A 2640-nucleotide genomic window follows, 5' to 3' on the forward strand; every position below is an offset into this window, starting at 1 on the left:
GCGGACAGCGGGGCGAGCACGGGATGGGTGCGGTTGAGCACCAGCCCCGCCAGCGGCATCCCCTCGCCCGCCAGCCGGTCGACGAAGTAGGCGGCCTCGCGCAGGGCGTCGGGCTCCGGGGCCGCGACGACGAGGAACGCCGTCCCCGGCGACCGCAGCAGCTCGTAGGTCCTGGTGGCCCGCTCGCGGAACCCGCCGAACATGGTGTCGAAAGCCGAGACGAAGGCCGACGCATCGGTGAGCAACTGGCCGCCGATGATCGTCGAGACACCCTTGGCGAACAGCCCGAACCCCGCCCCGACGAGCTTGCGCAGCCCCTTCCCGCCCGCCCGCGCGGGCGAGCTGAGCAGCCGGATCATCCGGCCGTCCAGGAACGTGGACATGCGCTGCGGGGCGTCGAGGAAGTCCAGCGCCGAGCGCGACGGCGGGGTGTCGACCACGATCAGGTCCCACTCGCCGCGGGCGTGCAGCTGCCCCAGCTTCTCCATCGCCATGTACTCCTGCGTGCCGGAGAACGAGCTGGAGATCGTCTGGTAGAAGGGGTTGGCGATGATCTTGTCGGCCCGTTCCGGGGTCGAGTGCGTGTACACCATCTCGTCGAAGGTGCGGCGCATGTCGAGCATCATCGCGTCGAGCTTCGCGTGGTCCAGGGGAACGGCGCCCGGCTCGTTGGAGAGCTGGTCGAGGCCCAGGGCCTGGGCCAGCCGCTTGGCCGGGTCGATGGTCAGCACCACCACGCGGCGGCCGCGCTCGGCGGCGCGCAGGGCGAGCGCGGCCGACGTCGTGGTCTTGCCGACCCCGCCGGAGCCGCAGCAGACGATCGTGCGGGTCGTCGGGTCGTCGATCAGGGCGTCCACGTTCATGGTGCTCACGGTCGGACCCCTTGGTCGGTCAGATGTCCGGCGAGCTCGTAGAGCCCACCGAGGTCCACGCCGTCGAGCAGCTGGGGCAGCTCGAGGCGCGGGCCGTCGATCTCGGCGGCCAGGCGCTCCCCCGCCGCGGTCTCCGCCGCCACCCGCACGGCGTGCTCGACGGTCTCGGCCACCAGCCCGTCGAGCACCTCCGGCGCGAGGTCGAGCCCGGCCGTGAGCAGCCCGGAGCGGATCCGGCCCGCGTCCACCCGGCCGTTCGCCGCCGAGGCGACCGAGCGGTCCGGCAGCCACTGCTCGCGCACCCGGTTGACGATCACGGACCCGACCGGAAGGTTCGCCTCGCCGAGCTGGTGGACCGCGTCGAGCGTCTCGGTGACGGGCAGGTCCTCCAGCAGCGTGACCAGGTGCACGGCGGTGCGCGGGGAGTGCAGCAGCGCGACCACGCCCTCCGCCTGGCTGTGGATCGGACCGGTGCGGGCGAGCTCGGCCATGGCCTTGGTGACGTCGAGGAACGTGACGAGCCTGCCGGTGGGCGGGGCGTCGAGCACGACGGCGTCGTAGACCGGCCGCCCGTCCTCCGTACGCGCCACGCACTCCTTGACCTTGCCGGTGAGCAGGACGTCCCGCAGGCCCGGCGCGAGCGTGGTGGCGAACTCGACCGCGCCCATCTTCTTGAGCGTCCGGCCCGCGACGCCGAGCTTGTAGAACATCTCGAAGTACTCGAGCAGCGCGGCCTCGGCGTCCACGGCCAGGGCGCGGACCTCGCCACCCCCGGGCGCGACGGCGATGCGGCGCTCCTCGTAGGGCAGCGGCGGGGTGTCGAACACCTGGGCGATGCCCTGCCTGCCCTCCACCTCCACGAGGAGGGTGCGGCGGCCGCCCGCGGCGAGCGCGAGGGCCAGGGCCGCGGCCACCGTCGTCTTGCCGGTGCCACCCTTGCCGGAGACCACGTGCAGACGGGCCGCCCACGGATCAGCGGGTGACGTCACGCCTCCAGCGTACGGAGCGTCCGGCCGGCCGAGCGCGTGGAGGCGGCCACTCGTCGCACGTTGGGGGTTCCGGTCCACGCCGGCCGGTTACCCCCCGGCTACAGTCCGAACCCATGACGTCCCCGGCGGCCCCTACCAGGTGGGAATACCTGAACGCACCCCTCCTGATCCACAACACCAAGGCGATCCTGGACAACTTCGGCCGCGACGGCTGGGAGCTGGTCTCGGTCGTCCCGGGTGCGACCCCGGAGAACCTGATCGCCTTCTTCAAACGGCCGGTGCAGTCGTGACCAGCCCCTCGGAGCGGCTGAAGGAGCTGGGTCTGACCCTGCCCCCGGTGTCCGCACCCGCGGGTTCCTACATCCCGGCCAAGGTCTCCGGCTCGCTGGTCTTCACCGCGGGCCAGGTGCCGTTCGTGGACGGGAAGCTGCCGCAGACCGGCAAGGTCGGCGCGGAGGTCACCGCCGAGGAGGCCAAGGGCCTGGCGCGGATCTGTGTGCTGAACGCGCTGGCCGCGGTGGACGCGCTGGTCGGCATCGACAACGTCAAGGGCGTGGTGAAGGTCGTCGGGTTCGTGGCGTCCGCGCCCGGGTTCGGCGGTCAGCCCGGCGTGGTCAACGGGGCGTCGGACCTGCTGGCCGAGGTCTTCGGGGACTCCGGGGCGCACGCCCGGTCCGCGGTCGGCGTCGCGGAGCTGCCGATCGACGCCCCGGTGGAGGTCGAGCTGATCGTCGAGGTGGCGTAGTGGACTCCGCGGCGGCACACGAGCTGCTGGTCCG

Annotated in this window: 4 protein-coding genes; 2 read left to right on the forward strand and 2 right to left on the reverse strand. The window is 72.7% G+C overall.

The features are described from left to right. A partial coding sequence (gene bagB, locus H5J29_RS28530; protein ID WP_181784085.1) for an ArsA family ATPase occupies positions 1-863 on the reverse strand: 863 nt, incomplete at its 3' end. A 5-nt stretch (positions 864-868) separates the two neighbouring features. Next, a complete protein-coding gene (gene bagA, locus H5J29_RS28535) occupies positions 869-1861 on the reverse strand; it encodes an ATPase BagA (RefSeq protein WP_181784082.1) in 993 nt (330 codons plus the stop codon). Positions 1862-1974: 113 nt separating this feature from the next. Here bagA and sp36 point away from each other — a divergent pair, with 113 nt between their 5' ends. Together sp36 and H5J29_RS28545 are read left to right on the forward strand one after the other, a co-directional pair. Continuing rightward, complete coding sequence (gene sp36, locus H5J29_RS28540; protein WP_181784083.1) at positions 1975-2151, forward strand: Sp36 family protein; 177 nt, start codon at positions 1975-1977, stop codon at positions 2149-2151. Further along, on the forward strand, positions 2148-2606 hold the full coding sequence (locus H5J29_RS28545; protein WP_181784084.1) for a RidA family protein: 459 nt from the start codon (positions 2148-2150) through the stop codon (positions 2604-2606). Before sp36 ends, H5J29_RS28545 begins: the two co-directional genes overlap by 4 nt. Positions 2607-2640 lie beyond the last annotated feature (34 nt).

Origin of the sequence: Pseudonocardia pini (assembly GCF_013870575.1) — a bacterium.
GTDB classification, from domain to species: domain Bacteria; phylum Actinomycetota; class Actinomycetes; order Mycobacteriales; family Pseudonocardiaceae; genus Pseudonocardia; species Pseudonocardia pini.